This is a genomic window from Streptomyces sp. ITFR-21 (assembly GCF_031844685.1).
Taxonomy (GTDB): domain Bacteria; phylum Actinomycetota; class Actinomycetes; order Streptomycetales; family Streptomycetaceae; genus Actinacidiphila.
The window spans coordinates 33,683-54,403 of the sequence record NZ_CP134608.1 but is presented as its reverse complement, the minus strand read 5'-3'; the positions used below and the strand labels follow the sequence as shown (position 1 = coordinate 54,403).

The window sequence follows — 20,721 nt, the reverse complement described above, 5'->3', positions numbered from 1 at the left end:
AGACAGTCGGTGGGGATCTAACGGAATGTTAGCTGGTGGCGGCCCGGTGTGCTGTTACGGCCGGGCCGCCGCCATGGGTCACGGCGCGGGGGTCGCGGGCGCCGTCTTGGTGGTGCTGGCGGCAGGTGCCGCGCCCTTCTCCCGGACCGTGGAGTTGGCGTAGCGCTTGGCGACGCTCTCGGCGGTGGACTTCACGGAGGACGTGTAGACGACTTTCCCTCCGTCGATCACGACCTCGAACTGCTTCTTGTTCTTGCCGCAGGAGCAGGCCATCAGGCGACTTCCTTCCGTGTGGTGCCAGCTGCGCTGGCGGCGAGTTCTCCCCGGGCGGGGGCGACGCTGGCGATGAGCCGGGCGACCTCGGCGCGGGCTTCCTCGGCGCGCTCTGTCTCCCGTCGCTCCAGGGCGGCCAGGAGGCCGTCGAGGACCCGGGGGGAGGTGAGTGCCGCGGTGACCGCGTCGGCGATCGAGGACGCCTGTCCGGACATGTCCGCTGCGGGTCCGGGCACCGGCTGTCCGGACGTGTCCTGTGGGCGGGCATCGCGTCCGGACGCGGTGTCCGGGCTGGTCAGGAGCGCGGACGCGGCGGACGCGGCGAGCGCGAGGTTGGAGCGTTCGGTGACGGACGCCAGCAGCGGGGAGGAGTGTCCGGGCACCGGGACGGACAGGACCGCGCGCAGTTGCCACTGTCCGGACGTGTCCTGTCGCATGTGGTAGCTCGGTTGGCATGCGGCGAAAACGGTGCGGTCCCACTCCGACAGCCATGGGGCGGCGGCGCCGGAGAACCACATTCCGCGCGAGTTCATGCCGACGGTCACGATCCCGGCGACGGTTCGCGAATCGTCGAACTGGCACGCTGACGTTTCGCATTCGGCGCCGTCGCGGTGGTGGCCGACGTTCATCGTCATCGCTCCGGCCCGGACGAACTGGCCGTTGTCGAGCTTGAAGCGGGCGCGGAGGAAATGCGTCAGGTCGATGTCGCCGAGGGACTCGATCGTCAAATTGCGGCCGGGCATTCCGGCGTGCGGCTCGCCGGCCTGGGCGACCCACCCGAAGATCCGCCCGTCTTTGTGGTGGACCCCGCCCGATCCCGGGGGCAGGTCGTCGGCGGTGGGCTCGGCGAACCAGGCGGCGGGCATCGGGTCGGAGTCTTGCATCGCGGTCCACGCGGAGGCCACCAGGTCTCGCATGCTTTGGTCGTCGTCGCCGGAGGCGGCCACGTCGGGGGCCTCGGAGAACGTCGTGCCGACGTACTGGCCGCGGGCGAGGCGGATGATCCGGCCGGCCTCTGCCGCGCGCTTGAGGTAGCCGCGGGCGCTCTCTGTGCTGATGCCGAGTGCTGTTGCGACCTCCCTCGGTCCGACCGGCGCCGAGGAGGACGACACGAATGCCACGACCGCGAGGTGGGTGTCGGAAACGTTGGCTGCCGCCAGGCCGGTCGCGGTCGCCTCTTGCTCGCCGTCGGCTGTGATCGGGTCGAGGACGATGCGGGCCTGCGAGTACGCGGGCATGGACACGAGGGTGGCGCCCCTGAGGCGGGCCCGGGTGATCCGCATGAGGAAGTCGCCGGAGTTCTCCGCCCAGACGACCACCCCGTCTTCGGGGTTGTCCGCGTCGCCTGCCGCCGCGGTGAGGACGCCGGTGTTGGTGAACGCGTTGCGGAGCGCGGTGGCGGGGATGAGGCCGCCGGGGCCGGTGATGAACTGGACGTCGTGGCGGGTCCGGGTAAGGGCCGTGCCCGAGGCGGTCCACTCGGCCGCGGTGCTGGCGGTGACCACCCATGAGTCGTCGGCCAGGCGCAGCACGCTGACGGAGGCCAGGGACGCGGCGAGGACGATCTCGCCGTCGTCGCCTGTGGCCAGGGTCCGGTCGACGAACTCCATGCTGACGTCGTCCAGATCGACGCTCACACCGAGCGGGGCCTCTTCCTCCAGTAGATCGATGGCCTCGTCGGCGGCGGAGCGGCCCGCGTAGAGGACGCCGGAGGCGGTGATGCGGTCCCCGTCACGGTCCACGGTCTCGATCGCTCCGGCCAGTTCGGCGCCCTCGTGGCCCATCAGCATTTCGTCGGCGTACTGGAGCGGCCACGGTCCCGGCTGGTCCCAGTACAGGGACTCGGGGGCGAACACGCGGCCGTCGCCCGTCTCCTGGTTCTCGAAGGCGATGGCGGTGTCTCCGGGGGTGGACCAGGATCGTGCGGGGAGCGCGGCGGTGATCGCCGCGGCGGTCGGTTCAGCCATGGGCGGTTCCTCCTCGGGGCTGAGCGGGATATCGGTGTGGTCGCCTGCCAGGGCCAGGCGGATGCGGTCGAACGTGATCGGGCCGACCCGGGCGAGCAGTTGTTCCAGGAGGGCGGGGTCGTCGCTGTACGCGGCGCAGACATGGGCGGCCCAAGGGGAGTGCTGGGCGGGCAGGGCGGGCTGGTCGTGCATGTTCTCCAGGGCGCCCGTGGCGGCGGCCTGGGCGAGGACGAGGGTCGGGGCGTCGGCATCCCGGCCGGGGTTGTCGCCTACGGACCACACCCACGAGGGGCTGTCGCTGCTCGGGTTCCACTGGGCCGCGCCGAACGCGTTCGCGGTGATGGGGCCGCCGAGCTGGGCGGCGGCGTCCTGGAGGTTCGCGGTCAGCTCCCGGCGCTGCTCGTCGGTCCACACGCTGCCGTCGTCATCGAGGAAGAACAGTGTGAGGTGCAGCTCGGCTGCGTCCTCCCCACCCTCGATCGCCAGGCGGGCGGCATCCTCCTCGGTGGGGATGAGCGCGATCATGCCGCCGCTGAGGTGGCTGCCGTCCGTGTCGGCCGTCATGGAAACCATTGAGGGGTTCCTCCTTGCATCAGAAAGTTCAGCCTCGGAGGCTTCTTGAGATTCGAAGGCGGCAGTGCGGTCAGCGTGGGCCAATGCCAGGCGGCATCGGCAGTTCACGGTGAGTTCGGGCGGCGCGGCCGGGTCGCCGGGAGTGGACATCGACACGCCGCTGACGGTGAACGGCTCATCGAGGAGCCGCAGCTGCCCGTTCACCTCGGCGTGCGCGTCACGCACTACTGAGTCATCGCGCGTTCGCCACTGCTTGACCAGCGGCCGTTCCGGGCCGGTGAGTGCCTGACCGGCCGCGAGAGTCGCGGTGTTCCACGCCCTTCCTGCCTCGGTACGGGCGACGCGGTCCTCCCGCACTTCGCCGAGCTGCGCCCCGTCGCGGGCGAACACCCCACGGAGACGGGTGCGTAGCTGCTCGATGTCCTCACCCGCGTCGACGCCCTCACTGAGAGCGGCCACCGCGGCGGCTGACAAGCGGTCACCGACGGCGCGCAGCAGGTGCTCGGTGGTGGTGACGTACTGACTGATCCCGTCCGGGAGTTCGCGGTCGTCGTCGTACCGGCCGGGCAGGTCGTCCCACCCGTCCGGCAGTTCCGCGTCGACCTGGTCGGCGGCCTGCCCGGCTGCGGTCTCCGCTGTACCGAGGAGACGCCGGACCAAGGCGGGCACCCCCGCGGCCCACATGCGGGCGATGCGGGATACGGAGAAGCGGGCCGCGACGATCTCCGTGGCGTCCGCGAGGGCCGCGGCGAACTCGTCGGCGACCTGGTCGAGGAGATCGGCGACGGCGGCCGCAATGTCGTCCTCGGCCGCACTGAGGGCGTCTTCCAGGTCGTCAGCGGGCATACAGCGGCCTCCGAGCGGTGTCGGTCGGGTCGTCGTCACCGCAGATCTCGCACCATGACCAGGTGTCCACGGTGGATACGCCCTGTGAGGTGAGCAGGAGGGTGACGCCGGTGAGGCGGCTGTCGGCTTTGCAGTTGGGGCACCAGGACGGGATGGCGTCCGTGCTCGCGGTGGCCGTCGCCGGGACGGTGCAGGCGGTGGGCGGGATCGGCTCCCGGTAGGGGTTCACGCCGCGCCTGCGGTGGTGCATCCGGCGATGACGGGGCGGACGTGCACGGGGTCGTACGCCACTCCGGCGGCCATGAGTTCACGCAGGTATGCGTGAAGGGTGGCGTGCAGGCACTCTGGGCTCGCGCCGTAGCGGGTGGCGATGTCGGGGGTGCGGTCCAGGACGCCGTCGAGGAGGTGGAGGCTGTCGATGTCCTCACGGGTGACGGAGTACACGGTGTGCCGTGTAGCCGGGGTGATGGTGCGTGCTTCGGCGCGGCGGTCGCGGGGGCACGCCGGGGTGCGGCGCAGTTTCTCACCGGCGCTGGACAGGGCGTACCAGAGCAGCCCGTCGACGGCGGCGACCAGTGCGTCAGTCGGGGCCGCGGCGGCGGTGATACCGGGGTCCGGGTCGGTGGGCTGGGCGGGCGGGTTGTGGGTCTCGTCGACGGGCAGCGGTGTGCGCGGGGTCGGCATGGTGTCCTCCTGCTCCTGGTCGTCGTCGGCGGGGGCTGGTGCGCGGCGGGTGCGGGTCTCGTCGGCGTCGGGGGCGTCGTCCTCGCTGAAGCCGGTCTCGCGGCGGAGTGCCTTCCCGCTGATGCCTCCGGCCTGGAAGACCTCGACGGCGGTTTGGGCGCGGTTGGTGCGGACGCGCAGCGGGGAGGTGTCGGCCCACACCACCCATTCCTCCGCGTCGGGCAGACGGTCTGCCTCCAGGAGGGGCTGGAGCCATTGGGTGGTGTAGGCGTGGGTGACGACGTCCAGGCGCGGCTCGACACCGAGCTTGATCGCCTCTTCCTGGAGACTCCAGGTCGTCCAGTGGTTGACGTCGCCCTGGCCGAGGAGGATCTCGGCGGGGATGTCCGCGCCGACCGCGACCCGGCCGATGGCCTCCTGCCGGAGCTTGAGGAGGAACTCGTCGAATTCGGAGTCCATCTTGACGTGCTCGATCGCGGCGATCGCCTCGGCCGGTAGCTCCACGATGATCGGGACGGTCGCGGCGGCGGACTCGGGATCGCGGATCGCGGTGGAGGCCACCTCCATCAGCACGTCCAGGAGGTCATCCTCAGCGGACCCCTCCGCGCCGCCTTTGGTGGGGAACCGGACGCCCTTGGGTACGAACAGCAGCCCGCGGCCGGTCAGCCTGGAGGTCGCGACGGCACGGACGGCCGCGGACAGCAGCCGCAGCTCCTCCAGGATGTCGAGGCAGCCGAGCATGGGCGAGTCGGCTTGGAGGTGGTCGGCAGGGTCGGGGTCCCAGACGCGGATCGCAACGGGCGCGCGCGGGTCGCCCTGCCCGTCCGTGGCGGCGGGGATCATGAGGCTGTCGCCCTCGACCTTGGCCTCCAGGGCTCCTCCGCCCCGGTTGGAGACCTCCAGTACGGACCGCACGTGCCACACCAGGGCTGTGCCGCGGGGCTCGATGATCGTCCAGCCCTCGCCGGCCACGGCCAGGTGGCGGCCGTACTCCCGCAGGTGCTGGCGGCGCCCGTCTGGCCCGCCAGCGATCGCCGCGACGTACTCGCTGGCCGGATGCGAGACGGGGGCACCGGCGATCGTGCCGTCAGCGCGGGCACGTCCGGCCCGCAGGATGGTGTGGGACATGGCGTTGCCCACCCAGTTCGCGAAGGAGCGGACCTCGGGGACGGCGCGGTAGTAGTCCCATGCCTGGCGCTGTCGGCCGAGGCTGCTGGTTTTGGCGGTGGTCTTCGCGGTGGTCGTGGTGTAGCGCGCGGCCGACCCGACGAGCTCCCTGCTCACTCGGGCGCTCCCGGGGGCCTGCGCTGGCCAGGAACGGTGTCCTGGGAGCGCGGCACCCGGTCCGAGGGGGTGTGCATCCACCGGTCACGGCGGTAGTCCAGCCACTTGACCCAGCCCCACCAGGTGAAACCGATCAGCCCGATGAGGACGGCGGCGAGGTTGTCGCCCATCAGCTGCCGTCCTTGCGGGAGTCGTCCCACCGGTTCAGCAGGGCCTGGCCTCCGGCGACGGCCAGCCATTCGACGCCGTGGACGACCAGGGGCGCGTTGTCCCAGTGGCCGGCGGCCAGCAGGTAGGTGGCGAGGATCGCACCGGACACCCACCAGCCCATGCAGTAGACGCAGGAGATCAGCGTCACCACCCACGTACGGGGGGCGGACTCCGGTTGCTGGTCGCGCCAGGCGAAGATCCGGTCCCGTGCCGGGTCCAGGATGCTGTCGTGTACGGCGAGCTGGGTTCCCCGGTAGGCGCCGAGGCCGAGCAGGCCCAGTTCAGCGGGATTGATCAAGGTCGTCGCCCCTTGTGCGGAATGTGATCCTCCGGTTACCGGCGGAGCATCATAGGGCACGTAGCGACCACCCCTCCGGGGGTGAACTCGCAGGTCAGGGCGCGGCTTCAGATCACGCGCGGTGGCCGGTCGCAGATACGCGCGCCTGCGACCCGGCTCAGAACATGACCATGGTGCCCACCGGGTCGGCGGTCGGGGCGTCGAGGGCGGGCATGTCCAGCTCCATCTGTCGTCCGGGGATCGGCGGCAGGTCGATGATGTCCAGCGACCCGATGCAGGACTCCAGCGGTTCGCCCGGGGTGCGGGTCTGGCCGGGGGCATCGTGGCGCCACATACGACCCTTCGCGGAGCGGCCAGCGACCGGCCCGGCCGCGGTGGGTCGGCCGCAGCGCGCACAGGGGATACGGGGGTTCTTCACCCTTTCAGTGTGGCGGAGCCGAGGTTCACTTCCCGATGCGCCGCCCCTACGGGTTGGTTGCGGCGTGCCCCGTACTGTCGCCTCATGACCGAGCCACATCACCTGCCAGGTGCAGACGGCAGCCCTCAGTCGCAGCTCTACATCCCCGTTGAGGGCATTCGCGACCGTGAGGCGGTTAAGGCGATGCTGGTGCGCCTCGGTATCGACACTCACGCCGTGACCGACTCCGCCGGCCGCGCAACGATCGGCCTGGACCGCGCCGGGATGACGAGGTTGCGTGATTGGTTCGCGGACTAGGAAGACGTTGCACAGGCCGGCGCCCTTGAGCGGGCTCTCGTCAGGAGTGAGGAACCTCCAGCTGCGTGCTGATGCGGTGCCCGCCCGCGCAGCGACCTGCTCGCCCTGGACGAGGAGGAGCGCGCGGAGGGGTAGGGAGCGCGGTGGTCTAGGATTCCCGGCTCGGGGAGGCCGGTGGTCGGCTTGACGCCAGTGCCCATGGGAAGCGCCGAGGTCGATCCGCTCTCGGTGGCCACCGGTCCCCCAAGTCCCCCCGCGCACGCCCGGTGGAGTCGATCACTGCCGTGCGCCCCCGGAAATGGCCTCATGGCCGGGCGTACGCCCCTTACCGTGGACACATGAGCGATCACGGTGCGATACCGGCCGGGGGCGACGCCCCGCTGAATCAGGTACTGCTCGACCTATGGAACGGACAGACCGGCATCGCGTACGGCCCCGGCCCCCAGTCCGAGGTGCTGGACGTGCTGTTCGTGCCGGTGGAGATCCTGGCCCAGGAGGGCTAGCGGCCTGTTCGCCCCCCGCTGCTGCCGCCGATGCTGCGCGCGTACCGGGCCGCGGCCGGGCTCAGGGGCCGGCTGGTGCGCTTGGCCGGGGACCGGACCACCGTGGACGCCAGGTGCTCCGTGTAGCGCCATGGCGACCGCGTCGCCCCGGTCCGGGTCTCTCATCTGCTGTATCTCCACCGGCACCCAGTTCGGGAGCTCACCGTTTCCTGCGGTGACAGGTGATCGCCGCTGCCCCGGCTCCGTGGTGGCCTGCCGCTCGCCCCCACAGCGCATGGCCGGTCGCTTTGCTACTGCGAAATGCGCCGCCCGTACACGCTGGCCGCACGGGGTTGACTTGGCGGCCGCGGCGCAGTCGGCAACGGCGCGTGCACGATGGCACCCTTGTTGGCCTCAGGGATCAGGCCGTAGACGAGGACGCACGAGGCGTCGATCCGGCCAGGGCTGTCAGGGTCGGTGTCCTGCCACGTCGCCCACTCGTTTTCGAGGTCCACGAAAGCGCCACGCAGCCGCACCTTGTCCTGAACCATCTGCTGGGCGACGGGCGCCGCACGCAGCAACTTGCCCTGCCTGGCGCGCACCGGGTCGACCAGCGGCATCAGGTGCGTCTTGGGGATTACCCCGCCGCGCTGTAGCGCCTCCCACGACGTCTCCAACGCCAGGACGGCCATATCCCGGCCGAAGTTCCACTCGACGTAGATCACGCTGGCGTTCGTCTCGAACGCCAGGAGGCACGCCGCAGTGGACCAGTCGGCCGACGACATCGCCGCCGACACATCGTGGCTGACCCACACGCGGCCGTCGTCTCCGAGGAATCCGCCGATCACGCCGGCGACGTCCCGGCCGCCACCGGACGGGTCGATGGCGACGGCGATCTTCTGCGGCTCGACGCTGCCCCCGGGGTCGCGGATCATGCGCAGCAGGTCGCGGGAGGCCAACGCCCCTTCGGTCGGCTGCGGGTCGCCCTGCGCCATCGAGTGCCAGTCGCGGACGCTGGAAGTGGCCTTCACATCTGCCCACCAAGCCAGCAGCGCACGCCGGTTCTTGGTGCGGATCTTCGGGTGCGGCAGCGGGTCGCCGTCCTCGCGGCCGAGCGGGTCCGGGCCGAACTTCGACGGATTGGCGATCGCCGGGAGGTGCACGACCTTCCACCGGCCGCCTTCCTCCAGCCTGCCTTCCTCCTCCAGTCGCCGCCCTGAGAAGTCGTCGGGGTGCCAGCGGGTCTGCACGACCGCCACCGCGTTCCGGTCCGGCTGGAGGCGCTTGAGCGCGGCGGACGACCACCAGTCCTGGACATGCTCCCGCGACGCCTTGGACTCCGCGTCGGCGCGGTCCTTGTGCGGGTCGTCGACGACGAGGACGTTCACGTCGAATCCGGTCAGGCCCGACCCGATCGACACCGAGCGGACGCCGCCGCCCTCGGTGGTGTCGTAGTCCTGCGCGGCAGACGAGCCGGCCAGCAGCGCCAGGTCGTACTCGCCGCCGTACTCGGTGATGTAGCGGCGGATCGCCTTACCGCGCCGCATCGCCAGGTCGTCGGAGTACGAAGTAACCGCGACCCGGTCCTCACCGTGCAGGCACAGCCACCAGAACGGGAACCACTCGGCGACCAGGCTGGACTTGCCGACCTGCGATGGCGTCCACACCATCAGCCGGTCGTAGTCGCCGCGCTCCAGACCGACCAGGGCGTCAGCGATAACCCGCAGGTGCGGGCGCATCCGATACACCCGCTCCAGGCCGCGAGCGAGCGTCACCGGGTCCGATAGCAAGTCGCGGGCCATCGCCTTCTTCGCAGCCTGGAGCCGCTGGAACACCTCGGCGTCGGGAATGTGGGCCAGCTCGTCTGGTGACAGCGTCGTGCTCACCCTTCGGTGTCGTCGTCGCCGGGCAGGCCGTCGTCGTCCTCGTCGTCAGCGCCATCCAGCGCCCTGGTCCGACGCTGCACCGCCGCAGCCAACTCCTCGATCCGCACACGTCGCTGCTCGGCGGGCATCTGCGCGAACTCGGCGATCTGCACTGCGAGCGGGTTCCCGCCCTGACCGGTGATCGCGATCGTCTCCGTGGGGTCACCGAACAGAACACGCCGGTGCCGCATGGTCACGTCCGTCAACCGGATAAAGTCGCCGACCGACAGGTCCTCGGCGCGCAGCGTCATCAGGCGCTGCGCCAGCTTTCCAGTCACCGCACCGAGGATCTTCGCGTCGGTCTCGGCGGCCTTGCGGCGCTCCTCCAGCCAGGTGGCCTCATACAGCCGGTCCAGGTGCCGGTCGTACGCCTCGACGCGTTCCCGCCACCGGAACTCGGCGGCGACGTTCCTCACGTGCCCGTGCGCGAGTGTCAGCTTTTCGGCAGCTTTCGTCAGCGTTCGGGCGCGGCCGAGGTCGCGGAATGTCATGAATTGCCCATACTTGAGGGCTGACTCCTTGGGTTGGCGCTCCCACGGGTCGAGGGTTGGGCTGAGGGGGATGGCCGGGTGTGTGCTCACGGCTGGTCGTCCGTGGGGGTGGCGGTGTAGTTCGGGCCGGACAGGTACTCGCCGCACAGGCGGTCCAGGAGTCGCCAGCCCTCCCCTTGCTCGATCTCGCTCCGTCCTACTGCGGCGGCGATGGCCTTGTTGATCGTGACGGCCGCGGGTGCCGGGAGGGTGCGGTCGCCGAAGACGGTCTCCAGGCCGACGCGGCCCCGGTGCAGGGGTTCGCCGTCTGGGGAGGTGTAGCCGGCCTGGAGGTCTTCGAGGTGGTTCTCGACGATGGTGAGGATGGCGTGCAGCGCGGTGGCGACGTTGCCGACCTTGTGGGCGGCGTGGGTGGACGCGAGCGTGTCGAGGGTCTGCTCGTAGTCCGCGCGGGCGGCGAGCCAGGAGGCGTTCTGGCCGATGCGGGCCTGCTCGAACGCTTCGCGGGCGGCTTCGAGCTCGGGCGGCAGGAAGATCAGCGAGACGGTGGCGAAGTCCAGGTTCGCTTCCGACAGGCCCTCGGGGCTCACCTCGGCGAGGAGGTTCAGCGTCTCGTCGTCCAGGCCGGAGTACGCGCGCCAGTCGACGTCCTCGATCTGGTCGTAGAGCTGCTTGAGCGTGGCGGCGTCGTCCTGGCCGGCGATGCTGTTGTGCGAGAGCTGCCGGGCGATCAGCTCGTCCTTCTGTTGCTTGTCGTCAATCAGCATGCAGTCGATCTCGTCCAGGCCCGCTTCGACGGCGGCGCCCGTGCGGTGGTTGCCGGACAGGATCAGCTCGCGGCCCTCTTCGTACTCACCGGCGCCGTAGATCAGCGGCACGGAGGTGAGGCAGCCGTCCGCCTTCACGTTGGCGACGAGCCGGTCCCACTCCTCCTTGCGCATGTAGCGCGCGTTCATCGGCAGGGGGGTGAGGAGCCGCGGGTCTCGGCGGACGAGGCGGGGCCGGATCGGGCGCGCGTGCGGGGTGGTGTCGGTCATCGCTCGTCTTCCTTCTTCATGTCGCTGCCGTGCTTGCGCTTCCACAGGTCCAGGGCCTCGGCGAGGGTGTACGCGCCGAGGGGGCCGCCGTACTGGAGCTGGTAGCGGTGAATGCCGTCGCCCGGGTCCTTCGCGGACGCCTCGGTGCGCTTCTGGAGCTTCACGCCGGGGATGCCGCGCCCGTACTTCGCGCTGTTGGGCCGGTCCGTGAACGCGGTCGTCGCCCAGCCGGTGATCCGCTTCGACAGGGACCGCTGGACGAGGAGCTGCGCCTCCTTCGTGGAGGCCGCCATCACGATCAGCTTGGCCAGGCGCCGGTACTTCGTCCACGACACCGGGAAGTCCGACATCAGGTAGGCCGTGTTCGGGTCGAACTTCGGCGGCAGGTAGGCGAACGCGCCGATCAGCTTCCCGTCGACGGCGACACCGCATGCGATGAGCGGGCTGCCGGGCTTGATCGACTTGGACATGAACTGTGATCGCACAGCGGCGAACTGGCCGCCCGTCAGGACGTGGAGGCTCATGCGGTCGCCCAGGGCCTCGTCCTGGCCGATCTTCGGCATACGGATCGGCTCGACGGGCTGCCGGGGCCGCACGATGCGGCGCGGCCCGGACGCGGCGTACACGTAGATCGGCAGGCCGCGGTTCGCGGTCTGCACGACGCCGGCGAGCCGGTGACGCAGGTCCGGCCGCTCGATGTGCAGCCCGAGGACCCAGTTGGGCCGGTCCTGCACCTGCTCGATGATGCGTTCCTTGCCGTCCTCGGTCAGCTCATCGAACGACGGCTCCGGCCAGTCGAAGGCCGCGCCGATCGAGGCGAACTGGGACTGATAGTCCTTGGCGTAGAAGGGCGGGAACATCACCACGGGGTCGTCGGGCGGGACCTGGTCGAGGTAGTCACGGACGTCGCCGGCGAAGAACGAGCCGAGGCGGGTCTCCAGGCCGCGGAGCTTCGTCGCGGTCTTGTCGTGCATCCGAGGCCACTGGTCCTGGGTGGCCTGCATCATCCGCTGGAAGTACGCGCCGTCCTTCCCGACCCACTGAAGGAAGCGGGTGCCGAGCATCAGCGTCGCCATCAGGTCGGCGCGGTCCTCGGTGTACGGCTGGAGCCACCCGAGTTCGTCTTCGTACTCGGGGCGCAGCACGTACGGCAGCGGGTCACCGGCGAGGAACCAGCCCAGGGCGCACGAGTACGCCTGGATGTCGTTGCCGTGGACCGGCCGGGAGTTCCCGAACCGGGCGTGCAGCACCCTCTCGATCGTGAAGTTCCCGGAGCAGCCGACGTAGATGTCGCCCTCGGGCCAGGCACCGGCGTGCTCGTAGATGATCGACCGGAGGGGCGCGGGAATCGAGCCGTGGAACATGGGCCGCTCCTTGGGGGTCCTGCTGTGAAGGGGCGGCGATGGTAGCCGACCGGCAGACCCCTGCCCTGGGGTATCGGCGCAGGCCAGGGCGGTACGGCGAAGCCCCCGGCCGGGCGGGTGCCGGTCGGGGGCTTCGAGGTGGAGCGCCAGCCTGGATTTGAACCAGGACCTCCCACCTGGAAGGTGGGCGTGCTGCTGTTGCACTACTGGCGCAACGGTCGACTGCGCCGCTGCTCAGGACAGCCGACCACGGAACGGGATGATACAGGCACGCACGGTGGTCACCCCTCCCAGCAGGCGACCGCGGCGACCTCGGGCGACGCCTCCGCCTCGGCGATGATCTCGGCCATCGACACGTCGAGCCGGAACCGGTGCCCGGTCTTGGCCTCCACCAGGGCGTAGCGGGCGGCCAGCTCGGGCTGGAGCTGGGCGGCGCGCACGAGCGCCGACCGGGACGCCAGGACGCAGAACACGCACGACAGGCGCGGCATCCCGGCCGCATAGGCCGGGTGGACGCGCAGGCCGGACGCCCACACCGCCGTCCACACTTCGGTGGTCGACCAGGAGTGCACCGGCAGCCACGTGTCGACGTACCGCAGCGTGTTCGACGCACCCCAGCCGGGGTTGGCGTGCTTGGGGACCGGCAGCTTCCGGGCCTTGTACCACTTCGCCTTGCGCTGGCGGCGCTGGCACTCGGCGCACGGGCACGTCCACGAGCCGTCGTGGGTGAACGCGAGGAGCTTGCGGCGGGCCGGGGACTCCTCGGCGCGCAGGCCCATGACGTTGAGGATGCGCACCGGCCCGACGTGGCCGGCTGCTTCGGCCTCGCGGACCAGGGCGGTGATCAGGCGCCGGACCGGGCCTCGCTTGAAATCCGAGGTACACCACCTGTTATCCGCTGACGGGAACATGCCGCGTTCTTCGATGCGGTCGAGGAGGCCGGAGCCGGTGCGGGCCACGATCTCGAACCGCAGGCCGTACGCGGCGGCGTGCTCGGCGGCCAGGTCGCGGGTGCCGTCCCATTCGGCGTCGCCGAGGTCGGCGTGGACGACGACGATGCGGTCCACGACGCCGGCCGCCGTCGCGTGAAGCATCAGCTCGGCGAGCATCGCCATGCTGTCCTTGCCCGCGCTGACGTTGGCGACGATCCACCGGTACGAGGTCAGGTCGGGCACGTCGGGCCCGAGGCCCGGCAGGGCGATTTCGAGCTGTCCGCTGCTGACCATGCGGGGCCTTTCTGGTGGGGTGGGGGGAGCAGAGGATCAGGCGGCTGTCGGGCCGTGGCCGGGCCTGTGGTCGCCTCGTTTCCGCCGCTTGAGGGGTAGTGAGCTGGGGCTCGTGGACCGCTTAGAACCGCAGGTGGGGCCGCGGCCGGGTGTCGGCTGCGGCCCCACGGGGACGGCGGAGGCTACTCGGCGGCGGGCGCCTGGTCCTCGTCGTCGTCTTCGGGCTGCTGGTCCTCGGCGGCCGGGGCGCCGGGCGACTTCGGGCACAGCCACCACGCGGTCAGTTCCTCGCGCACGTGGTTCAGGGCGTCGGTCTCGTTCTCGAAGCACGCCGCGTCCGGGTCGCAGCCGCACCGGATGTGCAGGACGCCGACCTCCAGGGTCCGCAGCTCGACGCCCTCACCGGCTTCGATCACGTACGCCTCACCGCCGTCCGTGGCGGTCACGTGGTACCGGGCCGGGAACCCGGTCTCGGTGCCCTCGATCCGGACCAGGCGGGCGATGCCCTGCGCGGTGAGGACGAGGGTCACGCCGTCGGTCGTCTCGACCTTGTACGGCGGGACGATCTCCAGGCCGCACGCGACCCGCTTCTCGGCGATCTCTTCGGCCTGGTCTCGGCGGACCCGGGCGATCTCCAGGAACGCCATGCCGACCGCTTCACGGCGGCTCGCGGCCACGGCCCACACCCTGCGCTGGCCGTTGACGTCGCGGACCTCCCAGCCGTCGGGGCCGGGCTCGCCGGTGCGGTAGACGGCCATCTCCCAGTCGGTGACGTTGGTGTGCGAGGGGGTGTCCTCCGGGAAGTCGCCGGGGACGGTGAACAGGTAGCCGTTCGGTCCGAACGGCAGGTGGGAGGCGAAGCGGTCCGGGCCGTACGCGTCGTACTGGACCTGATCAGTGGTGGCGCTCATGGTGGGGCTGCCCTTCCGTTGCAACTCGGGTGGTGGTGGAGGAGGGGAGGCGCCGGGCGGACCAGTGCGGGGTCCGCCCGGCGCCCGCCGGTCAGAACGGGGCGTTGGCCTCGCAGGCCGGGCACAGGCCGCCGGGAGTCGGGGTGCACGGCTGGTGCGGGTCGGCGTCCCCGTCGGTGACGCAGTGGGCGCAGCCCTCCGGGTGGTGCCAGTGGCCGGTGAGCACGGCCAGCGCCTCGTCCAGGGAGGCGGCTCCGATCACGCGGACCCCGGCGGTGGCCGCGTCGTCCACGGCCCGGGTCGGGACGATGACCGTGGTGCTGCCGCCGGAGGCCGCGGTGCGGACCACGTTGGTCAGGTCGTACGGGACGCGCAGGGAGCCGTCGAGGCCGAGTTCGCCGACGAGAGCGGCACCGGCCAGGCAGTCGGCGGGGATGTGGCCGGCCGCCGCGAGGACCGAGCAGGCGATGGCCAGGTCAAGGCCGCTGGTGCCGACGCTGCTGCCGTCCTTGGTGAGCGGGGTGAGGCGGACCAGGACGTTCGCGGCGGGCCAGTCGAGGCCGCTGTTGATGATCCCGGCGCGTACGCGATCCCTCGTCTCGTTCGGGGAGCGCACGGGCAGGCCGTCCACGTTGAAGTGCGGCAGGCCGGGCGTCGCGCTCGCCTGGATGCGGTAGCCGCTGTCCCGGGTCGCGGACAGGGTGTGCGCGCGGCCGAACGGCTCGGGCTCGCCGGCGGCCGGGGCGAGCTCGCCCTTGTAGTTGTCGAGCTGGCTGTCGTCGGCTAGGCCGTACGAGCCGATCCCGGACTGCTCGCGCAGGTCGTTCACGAGCTGGTCGACGGCCGCGCGGGCGCTGGTGGCGTGCTCGGTGTGGACCGAGCCGAACGCGTCGAACGCGTCAATCCCGATCTCTTCGAGCGCGATGGCTCGCTTCGTGTCGTCGGTCGGGGCGGGGGCGACGTCCCACAGGCAGTAGCTCGTGCCGCGGTCCTGGCCGACGATGATGAACTCGCGGGTCTCGGTGGTGGTGTTGGTGCTCACGCGTGCCTCCTGTGATCTGAAAGGGCGGTACGGTGGCCTCACGTGCCTGGTCTGGGCTTGTGAGGCCCTGTCGGTTCCGGGCCGTCTGGCGGCCGGTGGGATTCCCATCGCTTACGCGCCCCACCGGCCGCCGCCAGCTAGCTGACCTTCGAGTAGGTGCAGCTCTGCGCGGTGTAGCCGCGGCGCTTGCAGTGGCCGCACCAGTGGATGCTGATCTCGGCCGTCTTCTTCTGCTCGACCACGTCCATGCCGGTCAGCAGCTCAGCGCGGATCTCCGCGCGCACCTGGTAGCCGGACAGCAGGTCCTCGTGAACCGCCTCGGGCTGGCCGGGGGCCTTGGTGACCCGCAGCACGTAGTACGAGGCGTTGTCCTCGATCACCAGGTGGGGCAGGGCGGTGTTCACGTCACGCTCGGTGGTGTCGAGGTCGGTCCGTCGAATCGTTGCGCGCATGGCTGGCTCCCTTGAGTGGATCTACTTTCATCATTTCCCAAACCAGCTTTGGCTAATCCAGTTTGGGAAATGAATTTGGGTAATGTTCGCGCAGGTCAGGCCGCCAGGGTCATCGAGAGTGGGCCGCGCCCTTCGGCGAACCGGGACAGCTCCTCACCGGTGATCGCCTCGTACAGCGCGCAGTACAGGTTCTCCGCGACGCCCGGGGTGACGGCGTTGCCGAGCTGGCGGACCTGGTGCCGCTTCGAGCCCATGATCTTGTAGCCCGTCCGGAAGGCCATCGCCCGCGCGATCTCGTGCGGCTGGAGCATCCGGAACAGCACGTCGTCAATGTTGAAGTCGGCCGCCGCCTTGACCAGCGCGTACCGGTCGCGCGTCGGCAGGGCCCCGATCGGCTCGCTCAACTCCCGGGCGCGGCCGTTGCCGTAGTACGGCACGAGCAGGTGATCCGGCGCGGTCACCAGGCCGTGGTGGTTGCCGCCGGCCGAGACCGTGTGGAGCGGGGCACTGATGTGCCGGGCCTTCTCCTTGTCGCCGCCGCCGCGCATCGGGATCACGAACGGCGGGAGGTAGGCGAGCGCGGTCTCCAGGCGGGCCGTCTGGGTGCGCAGCGGGTCGTCCACGCTCATCGGCTTCTTGCCGTCGCGGCCCTCGCAGGGCACGAGGATGGGCGGGACCACGATGCCGTCGGTCTCGACGGTCGTACGGGTCGACATCGGCCGGTCGAGCGTGACGGCCTTGTCCCGCCACGTGCCGCCGGTCGGGACGAGGAGCGGGCCGGGGGCGGTCGGTGCGGCGTCGCCGAACCCGCCGAACAGCGAGTCCTGGCTGTCGTCGGCAGCCGGGGCGCCCCATCCCCAGTACTGCGCGAACCCGGCCCGGGTGCGGGCGATCGTCGCCGGGGCCAGGCCCTCGGGGCAGTCGTCGGTCTTCTGGCGGTCGCCGATCGGCGTGCCGGGCAGCGACCAGTCGATCGCGGCAGCCGCGGGGAGCGCCATGGGCTCCACGACCGCGCGGCAGGTCTTGCGCGGGCACCGGTAGTCGTAGCTCTGGCGATACCGGCCCATGTCCTTACCGGCCTTGCGGAAGACCTGGACGGCCTCCACCTTCTCGTCGCAGTCGAAGCAGTACGCCTCGGGGCGCAGCACCCACTTGTCCCACTGCGGGGTGCGGCCCAGGCTCCTGTGCCAGTACGCGACGTACAGACGGTCGCGGCTCTGCGGGATGTGGTCGAGGCTGCGCGGGTCGACGTGCATCGAGTTGATCGCGCAGACCTTGGTCTCGTAGCCCATCTTGTCGAACTCGGCCATCCACCGGTCCCAGTCGTCCCAGTCGCGGCAGTCCGTGACGTTCTCCACGACTCCGGCGAGGACGAGACCACCCCTGGCGATCACGCCGCGCAGGTACATCGGGACTTCTTCCATCAGGGCGCGCGAGCGCTCCTCGGCCGCCCGGCGCTCCTTGTCGCTCTTGAACTCGGGCTCGTCGAAGTCGATCTGGCCCTGGAGCGTCTTGTCGAAGTCGCGCTTCACGCCCCGGGCCGCCGACCACTTCGGGCACTCGGGCGAGGCCCAGAAGATGTCGCACACCGGCCACTTCTCGACGGGGGCCCGGCGGATGTCGCCCTTCCAGACCTCGCAGCGCGGGTTGTTCCAGGCGTGCGTGGCCAGGGCCACGTCCCAGTGGTTCGCGGCCCGGGTGACGCGCACGTTGGGCACCGCGTCCGCGCCCTGCGTGTCGCCGCCGGCTCCGCAGAACCAGCTCATGACGGTCAGCTCGGAGCCGTCGTGCTTGTAGGCGGACGCCGACCCGGTTGACCAGCCGGGTGAAGCGGGAGCGAAGAAGGCCATGGGGGATCTCCTCGTGAGGCTGTCGGTTGGTGGCCGGGCGAGCGGGGATTCCCGCCCCCGCTCGCCCGGCGGGTGGTGCTGGACGGCCGGGGCTACTCGCTCTCGGCGCGGAGCTGGTCGCGCAGCTCCTGGTAGACCCAGGTGGGGCGGCGGCCGATCTCGCGCCGCGGCGCCCGCCGGTGGTCCTTGCGCCGCTCGTTCCGCAACTGCTGCTTCTTGGCCATCTGGCACTCCCGGGGGTTGCTTAGTGGGTGGACACTATGACTAACGCCGGACTCTCCGTGAGGTACCGGGGTAACGCCGGAGATTTCGGAGAAAACCGCAGGTCAGCGCCCTCCCTGCCGAGGAACGCGCCCCCACTTCCGCTCGGCCGTCGCCTGCGACGGGATCACCGGGTTCAGGTGCTCGTCGAGCTGGTACCAGCACCAGTCGAACCCGCCGATGGCGTACCGGCCGTCCTCGTTGGGCTGGCAGACCTCGACCGCCTGCTGGTGCTTGTCGCCGCCGAGGAACATCCAGCAGATGTTCAGCACCACCGCGTGCTCGGTGCCGTCGACCTGGCCGGTGAGGACGTGCACGGTGTCCACCGATCCGTGGCTGAACCGGGCCGCGTCGGCCTGGGTGTCGTCGGCGATCCGCTGGACGGTCTCCAGGTCGAACCAGGGGCGGCAGTAGCCGTCACGCTGCTCGTCGGGGTCGATCAGGGCCGTGTACCGCTGGGTGTCGTTGCAGGACACGAGGACTTCGATCATGGCGCTCTCCGTGAGGTCGTTTCGGTTGGTGCACATGCGGCGACCCCGGGGCGGGCGGGATTCCCGCCCTCGCCCGCCCCGGGGCCAGGTGAAGCGCGGTCAGTCGAGCGGCAGCGCCGCCGCTTTGACGAGGTCGAGGCGGTAGGCGGGCCTGCCGTCGATGTCGGGCAGGTCGGTCACGAGCGGGTGCCACACGTCCCACGTCGAGGCGTCCAGGTAGTTCGTCCACTCGTTGATCCCGAAGACCGCGTGGTCGGCGTCGAACTTGCCGATGGCGTCGGCCAGCGTCCGTTCCTCGCCCGCGACCGTCCAGTACCGGCCGGTGACCGACAGGTCGCCGCCCGCCCCCTCGGAGAGTTCGGCGTGAGCCGCGTCGAACGGGGCGTCGTGGTCGTAGTCGGCGAGCACATCGCGGAAGCCGGCCGCGGTGACGACGGCCATCACGCGGCCGAGCCGGTCGAGAGCCTTCTCGCTGGCTTCGAGCGCCTGGCCGGACGCGACGGACAGGGCGGCGCTGTCGGGGAGCTGGTAGGCGCGGGTTGTGGGGGTGTGGTCGGTCACAGGAACTCCTCGGAGAGGTCGACTGGGGTGGAGGGGTCGAGCCGGGGAGGGCGCTTGAGGCGCCGCGTCCCGGGCCGGGCGGCTACGGCCGGTCGGCCGGGAAGGTGATCCGGTACAGCCGCTGCGACTTCTCGTCGGGGACGAGCTGCCAGCCGGCCGCGGCGGCGTCGGGTCCGGCCTGGTCCATCGCGTGGCGCAGGATCTCGTCGGCACCGCCGAGGGTCTCGGAATCGAAGGGGCCGGTGTCGTCGGCCGTGTCGATCTCGGCGTCGCCGGCGAACACCGCGATCAGCGAGGGCGGCCCGGTCAGGTCGACGAGAGCCGACGTCGCGCCGGGCGCCAGGCGCCGGAGGAGGACTCCGACCATCTCTGTGGCCACCTCCAGGGAGTAGTTCGGCTGGGCGGCGGACTCCGACCAGCGCAGGAACCGCCCGGTGCCAATGAAGTGGGCGCGGCTCGCGACGGATTCGAGGTCGTACTCACCCCAGGTGCCCTGGGCGGGGTCGCAGCCGCAGTCGCACGGCTTCTTCACCGGCTGGTTGTCACGGCGAAGCAGGCAGCCGGTGCAGTCGGTCTCGTGCCAGACCATGGCCGAGCCGCACGCGCACCACCAGATCGCGTAGCCCCACGTCCACTCCCAGCCGCCGATGCTGTAGCGGCCGTCCTGGCCGGACTGGACGACGTTGGCGGCCGTGTCGCTCTCCTCGTCCATCCACTGCCAGCGGACGTGGACGACGACCGCGCGGGCCGCGCCCCGGCCGGTCACCTTGCTCTTGCGGGCCGCCTTGCGGACGGCCGGGGTGATGCCGGAGAGCGTGGCGGTCGCGCCGCGGTCCAGGGAACGCCAGGGGACGCGCACGGCGAGCGCGATGGGCTCGCGGACGCCGTCCTCGTTCACCTCGCGGGTCAGGTCGCTCTCGATCAGGTGGACGGTGTCCTGGCTGTCGGCGCGGCCCTCGATCACGTGGATCGTGTCGACGCTGTCGTAGCCGTACTCGTCGGCCATGCGGAGCGTCTGGGCGGACAGCTCGCGGGTGGCGGCGAGGGTGAAGTGGGGGCTCAGCCATCCGTTCCACCGGTTGCCGGGGTCGAGCTGGCAGTCGAACGGGCCGAGCATGTCGTCAATGCACACGCGGGTGTTGATCATCTCGCGGTCCTTGCTCTGTGAGGCTGTCGGTTGGCCCGGCGGGCGGGGATTCCCGCCCCCGCCCGCCGGGCTGAGGGATCAGAAGTCGAAGAGGGTGGGCGGCGCCTGCTTGCGGTGCGCGCCCAGCTCGGGCACCTCGTCGCCGGTCTGCTCGGTCCACCACTTCGCGAAGTGGAGCCGGTGGCACCAGTCGTCGGGCGGGGTGAGGCGGTCCAGCCGGTCGAAGCACAGGAGGACCAGCGGGCTGTCCAGGTCGTTGACGCCCGCGATGGCCGTCAGCTCGTGCCGGATGTTCTCCAGCCCGTTGCCGGCGAGCAGCCGCCGGTAGCTGAACTCGTAGGCGTCCTGCGCGTTGATCTTGAGGAGCTGTCGGGTGGGGGTGATGAGCCGGGCGTGGCCGCCGAGCTGGTAGCCGAGGGAGAAGCGCGGCATGCCGACCGTGGTCCGGACCGGGGTGCCCATGTGCGGGGCGAACTCCTGGTACGTGCAGGTCGCGAGGCGCAGATCGCTCATCCTGGTTTGTCCTTTCGCGTGTTGTGGGGCAGGGAAGGTAGCGGTGGTGGTGGCGTGACCCCCGGTCGTGGTTGATAGTGGGTGGACACTATGACCAACTTCTGAGCCCACCTGGGGT

The 20,721-nt window shown here is 70.8% G+C and carries 23 protein-coding genes and 1 tRNA gene; 2 read left to right on the top strand and 22 right to left on the bottom strand.

The features are described 5' to 3' along the window. Positions 1 to 78 precede the first annotated feature (78 nt). From RLT57_RS32915 to RLT57_RS32885, 7 genes are all read right to left on the bottom strand, one after another. Positions 79 to 273: a hypothetical protein gene (locus tag RLT57_RS32915; protein WP_311301282.1), complete on the bottom strand. Its 195-nt coding sequence runs from the start codon at positions 271 to 273 to the stop codon at positions 79 to 81. Beyond that, entirely contained in the window at positions 273 to 3,659 is a 3,387-nt protein-coding gene (locus tag RLT57_RS32910) for a phage minor head protein (protein WP_311301419.1), read from the bottom strand. The genes RLT57_RS32915 and RLT57_RS32910 overlap by 1 nt, the downstream gene beginning before the upstream one ends. After that, positions 3,649 to 3,909: a hypothetical protein gene (locus tag RLT57_RS32905; RefSeq protein WP_311301418.1), complete on the bottom strand. Its 261-nt coding sequence runs from the start codon at positions 3,907 to 3,909 to the stop codon at positions 3,649 to 3,651. The genes RLT57_RS32910 and RLT57_RS32905 overlap by 11 nt, the downstream gene beginning before the upstream one ends. Beyond that, the gene (locus tag RLT57_RS32900) at positions 3,885 to 5,627 is read right to left on the bottom strand and encodes a hypothetical protein (RefSeq protein WP_311301417.1); all 1,743 of its coding nucleotides are present in this window, start codon (positions 5,625 to 5,627) and stop codon (positions 3,885 to 3,887) included. Before RLT57_RS32900 ends, RLT57_RS32905 begins: the two co-directional genes overlap by 25 nt. Then, positions 5,624 to 5,797, bottom strand: a complete 174-nt coding sequence (locus RLT57_RS32895; protein WP_311301416.1) for a hypothetical protein — start codon at positions 5,795 to 5,797, stop codon at positions 5,624 to 5,626. Before RLT57_RS32895 ends, RLT57_RS32900 begins: the two co-directional genes overlap by 4 nt. Continuing rightward, positions 5,797 to 6,135, bottom strand: a complete 339-nt coding sequence (locus RLT57_RS32890; protein WP_311301415.1) for a DUF1360 domain-containing protein — start codon at positions 6,133 to 6,135, stop codon at positions 5,797 to 5,799. The genes RLT57_RS32895 and RLT57_RS32890 overlap by 1 nt, the downstream gene beginning before the upstream one ends. 157 nt (positions 6,136 to 6,292) lie before the next feature. Next, positions 6,293 to 6,469, bottom strand: coding sequence for a hypothetical protein (locus RLT57_RS32885; protein WP_311301414.1), 177 nt, complete (start codon positions 6,467 to 6,469; stop codon positions 6,293 to 6,295). A 168-nt stretch (positions 6,470 to 6,637) separates the two neighbouring features. On the opposite strand from RLT57_RS32885, the gene RLT57_RS32880 reads away from it, so the two are divergent. Further along, positions 6,638 to 6,850, top strand: coding sequence for a hypothetical protein (locus tag RLT57_RS32880; RefSeq protein WP_311301413.1), 213 nt, complete (start codon positions 6,638 to 6,640; stop codon positions 6,848 to 6,850). 338 nt (positions 6,851 to 7,188) lie between these two features. Beyond that, positions 7,189 to 7,353 carry a hypothetical protein gene (locus RLT57_RS32875; protein WP_311301412.1) on the top strand — a complete coding sequence of 55 codons (165 nt, stop codon included), beginning with the start codon at positions 7,189 to 7,191 and terminating at the stop codon, positions 7,351 to 7,353. 290 nt (positions 7,354 to 7,643) lie between these two features. Here the strand turns inward: RLT57_RS32875 and RLT57_RS32870 are convergent, their stop codons facing one another. The 15 genes from RLT57_RS32870 to RLT57_RS32800 all read right to left on the bottom strand — a co-directional run bounded on the left by RLT57_RS32870 (position 7,644) and on the right by RLT57_RS32800 (position 20,603). Further along, complete coding sequence (locus RLT57_RS32870; protein ID WP_311301411.1) at positions 7,644 to 9,218, bottom strand: hypothetical protein; 1,575 nt, start codon at positions 9,216 to 9,218, stop codon at positions 7,644 to 7,646. Continuing rightward, the gene (locus RLT57_RS32865; protein WP_311301410.1) at positions 9,215 to 9,838 is read right to left on the bottom strand and encodes a hypothetical protein; all 624 of its coding nucleotides are present in this window, start codon (positions 9,836 to 9,838) and stop codon (positions 9,215 to 9,217) included. The genes RLT57_RS32870 and RLT57_RS32865 overlap by 4 nt, the downstream gene beginning before the upstream one ends. Continuing rightward, a complete protein-coding gene (locus RLT57_RS32860) occupies positions 9,835 to 10,785 on the bottom strand; it encodes a ParB N-terminal domain-containing protein (protein WP_311301409.1) in 951 nt (316 codons plus the stop codon). The genes RLT57_RS32865 and RLT57_RS32860 overlap by 4 nt, the downstream gene beginning before the upstream one ends. Further along, the gene (locus tag RLT57_RS32855) at positions 10,782 to 12,149 is read right to left on the bottom strand and encodes a hypothetical protein (RefSeq protein WP_311301408.1); all 1,368 of its coding nucleotides are present in this window, start codon (positions 12,147 to 12,149) and stop codon (positions 10,782 to 10,784) included. Before RLT57_RS32855 ends, RLT57_RS32860 begins: the two co-directional genes overlap by 4 nt. Positions 12,150 to 12,288: 139 nt before the next feature. Further along, a tRNA-Gly gene (locus RLT57_RS32850) sits at positions 12,289 to 12,362 on the bottom strand. A 68-nt stretch (positions 12,363 to 12,430) separates the two neighbouring features. Further along, positions 12,431 to 13,375: a phosphoadenosine phosphosulfate reductase family protein gene (locus RLT57_RS32845; protein WP_311301407.1), complete on the bottom strand. Its 945-nt coding sequence runs from the start codon at positions 13,373 to 13,375 to the stop codon at positions 12,431 to 12,433. Positions 13,376 to 13,557: 182 nt separating this feature from the next. Then, positions 13,558 to 14,286 carry a hypothetical protein gene (locus tag RLT57_RS32840; protein ID WP_311301406.1) on the bottom strand — a complete coding sequence of 243 codons (729 nt, stop codon included), beginning with the start codon at positions 14,284 to 14,286 and terminating at the stop codon, positions 13,558 to 13,560. Between the two features lie 91 nt (positions 14,287 to 14,377). Then, positions 14,378 to 15,328, bottom strand: a complete 951-nt coding sequence (locus RLT57_RS32835; RefSeq protein WP_311301405.1) for a magnesium chelatase domain-containing protein — start codon at positions 15,326 to 15,328, stop codon at positions 14,378 to 14,380. Between the two features lie 137 nt (positions 15,329 to 15,465). Continuing rightward, positions 15,466 to 15,780: a hypothetical protein gene (locus RLT57_RS32830; RefSeq protein WP_311301404.1), complete on the bottom strand. Its 315-nt coding sequence runs from the start codon at positions 15,778 to 15,780 to the stop codon at positions 15,466 to 15,468. A 95-nt stretch (positions 15,781 to 15,875) separates the two neighbouring features. Next, complete coding sequence (locus RLT57_RS32825; RefSeq protein ID WP_311301403.1) at positions 15,876 to 17,630, bottom strand: DNA cytosine methyltransferase; 1,755 nt, start codon at positions 17,628 to 17,630, stop codon at positions 15,876 to 15,878. Positions 17,631 to 17,722: 92 nt separating this feature from the next. Further along, entirely contained in the window at positions 17,723 to 17,854 is a 132-nt protein-coding gene (locus RLT57_RS32820; protein ID WP_311301402.1) for a hypothetical protein, read from the bottom strand. A gap of 102 nt (positions 17,855 to 17,956) precedes the next feature. After that, the gene (locus RLT57_RS32815; protein ID WP_311301401.1) at positions 17,957 to 18,382 is read right to left on the bottom strand and encodes a hypothetical protein; all 426 of its coding nucleotides are present in this window, start codon (positions 18,380 to 18,382) and stop codon (positions 17,957 to 17,959) included. Between the two features lie 99 nt (positions 18,383 to 18,481). Next, a complete protein-coding gene (locus RLT57_RS32810) occupies positions 18,482 to 18,943 on the bottom strand; it encodes a hypothetical protein (protein WP_311301400.1) in 462 nt (153 codons plus the stop codon). Between the two features lie 82 nt (positions 18,944 to 19,025). After that, positions 19,026 to 20,090 carry a hypothetical protein gene (locus RLT57_RS32805; protein WP_311301399.1) on the bottom strand — a complete coding sequence of 355 codons (1,065 nt, stop codon included), beginning with the start codon at positions 20,088 to 20,090 and terminating at the stop codon, positions 19,026 to 19,028. Between the two features lie 78 nt (positions 20,091 to 20,168). Then, positions 20,169 to 20,603: a hypothetical protein gene (locus RLT57_RS32800; protein WP_311301398.1), complete on the bottom strand. Its 435-nt coding sequence runs from the start codon at positions 20,601 to 20,603 to the stop codon at positions 20,169 to 20,171. Between the last annotated feature and the right edge of the window lie 118 nt (positions 20,604 to 20,721).

Excerpts from the sequence above, each read along its gene's own strand:
- RLT57_RS32915 (WP_311301282.1), bottom strand. The coding sequence starts at position 273 with ATGGCCTGCTCCTGCGGCAAGAACAAGAAGCAGTTCGAGGTCGTGATC.
- RLT57_RS32910 (WP_311301419.1), bottom strand. The coding sequence starts at position 3,659 with ATGCCCGCTGACGACCTGGAAGACGCCCTCAGTGCGGCCGAGGACGAC.
- RLT57_RS32905 (WP_311301418.1), bottom strand. The coding sequence starts at position 3,909 with ATGCACCACCGCAGGCGCGGCGTGAACCCCTACCGGGAGCCGATCCCG.
- RLT57_RS32895 (WP_311301416.1), bottom strand. The coding sequence starts at position 5,797 with ATGGGCGACAACCTCGCCGCCGTCCTCATCGGGCTGATCGGTTTCACC.
- RLT57_RS32885 (WP_311301414.1), bottom strand. The coding sequence starts at position 6,469 with ATGTGGCGCCACGATGCCCCCGGCCAGACCCGCACCCCGGGCGAACCG.
- RLT57_RS32880 (WP_311301413.1), top strand. The coding sequence starts at position 6,638 with ATGACCGAGCCACATCACCTGCCAGGTGCAGACGGCAGCCCTCAGTCG.
- RLT57_RS32875 (WP_311301412.1), top strand. The coding sequence starts at position 7,189 with ATGAGCGATCACGGTGCGATACCGGCCGGGGGCGACGCCCCGCTGAAT.
- RLT57_RS32860 (WP_311301409.1), bottom strand. The coding sequence starts at position 10,785 with ATGACCGACACCACCCCGCACGCGCGCCCGATCCGGCCCCGCCTCGTC.
- RLT57_RS32855 (WP_311301408.1), bottom strand. The coding sequence starts at position 12,149 with ATGTTCCACGGCTCGATTCCCGCGCCCCTCCGGTCGATCATCTACGAG.
- RLT57_RS32845 (WP_311301407.1), bottom strand. The coding sequence starts at position 13,375 with ATGGTCAGCAGCGGACAGCTCGAAATCGCCCTGCCGGGCCTCGGGCCC.
- RLT57_RS32840 (WP_311301406.1), bottom strand. The coding sequence starts at position 14,286 with ATGAGCGCCACCACTGATCAGGTCCAGTACGACGCGTACGGCCCGGAC.
- RLT57_RS32830 (WP_311301404.1), bottom strand. The coding sequence starts at position 15,780 with ATGCGCGCAACGATTCGACGGACCGACCTCGACACCACCGAGCGTGAC.
- RLT57_RS32825 (WP_311301403.1), bottom strand. The coding sequence starts at position 17,630 with ATGGCCTTCTTCGCTCCCGCTTCACCCGGCTGGTCAACCGGGTCGGCG.
- RLT57_RS32820 (WP_311301402.1), bottom strand. The coding sequence starts at position 17,854 with ATGGCCAAGAAGCAGCAGTTGCGGAACGAGCGGCGCAAGGACCACCGG.
- RLT57_RS32815 (WP_311301401.1), bottom strand. The coding sequence starts at position 18,382 with ATGATCGAAGTCCTCGTGTCCTGCAACGACACCCAGCGGTACACGGCC.
- RLT57_RS32805 (WP_311301399.1), bottom strand. The coding sequence starts at position 20,090 with ATGATCAACACCCGCGTGTGCATTGACGACATGCTCGGCCCGTTCGAC.
- RLT57_RS32800 (WP_311301398.1), bottom strand. The coding sequence starts at position 20,603 with ATGAGCGATCTGCGCCTCGCGACCTGCACGTACCAGGAGTTCGCCCCG.